This is a genomic window from Salinivibrio costicola subsp. alcaliphilus, from assembly GCF_001996185.1.
GTDB lineage: Bacteria > Pseudomonadota > Gammaproteobacteria > Enterobacterales > Vibrionaceae > Salinivibrio > Salinivibrio costicola.
In genome coordinates, this window is the sequence record NZ_MUFR01000157.1 from 1 (window position 1) to 370 (window position 370).

The 370-nt window shown below is 43.0% G+C and carries 1 protein-coding gene; it reads right to left on the reverse strand.

All coding sequences use genetic code 11. From position 1 onward, the window contains the following. The coding region (locus BZJ21_RS16465; RefSeq protein WP_201788238.1) for a hypothetical protein at positions 1-370 on the reverse strand (370 nt) is incomplete at both ends.

Consider the following 370-nt stretch of genomic DNA (forward strand, 5'->3'; position numbering starts at 1 on the left):
TACGATCTAATAGGTTAATAGACAGATAAACGCGGTCTACGTTGTCTATGGAAGCTGCTACGCGATTCACATCACTGATGCTGTCACTTACCGTAGTAACAAACCCAAGATTAGTGGCTACTGTATTAACATCAGCAATATTCACACTCACGGTGTTTACGTTGTCGATGTTTAGGCCTACGTTTTCGATTTCGGACTCTGGTTCCATTAAATCGTCAGCGACTATCTTAACTAGTGACATATTGCCTAGCATTAAATCGTCGCCGATAGCGCTTACCCGTGCAATGTTGTCTGCAGTGGTGTTAACGTTATCAATATCAATAGCGACGGTATTGACGTTGGCAATGTCATTAGCGGTGGTTACGATCTC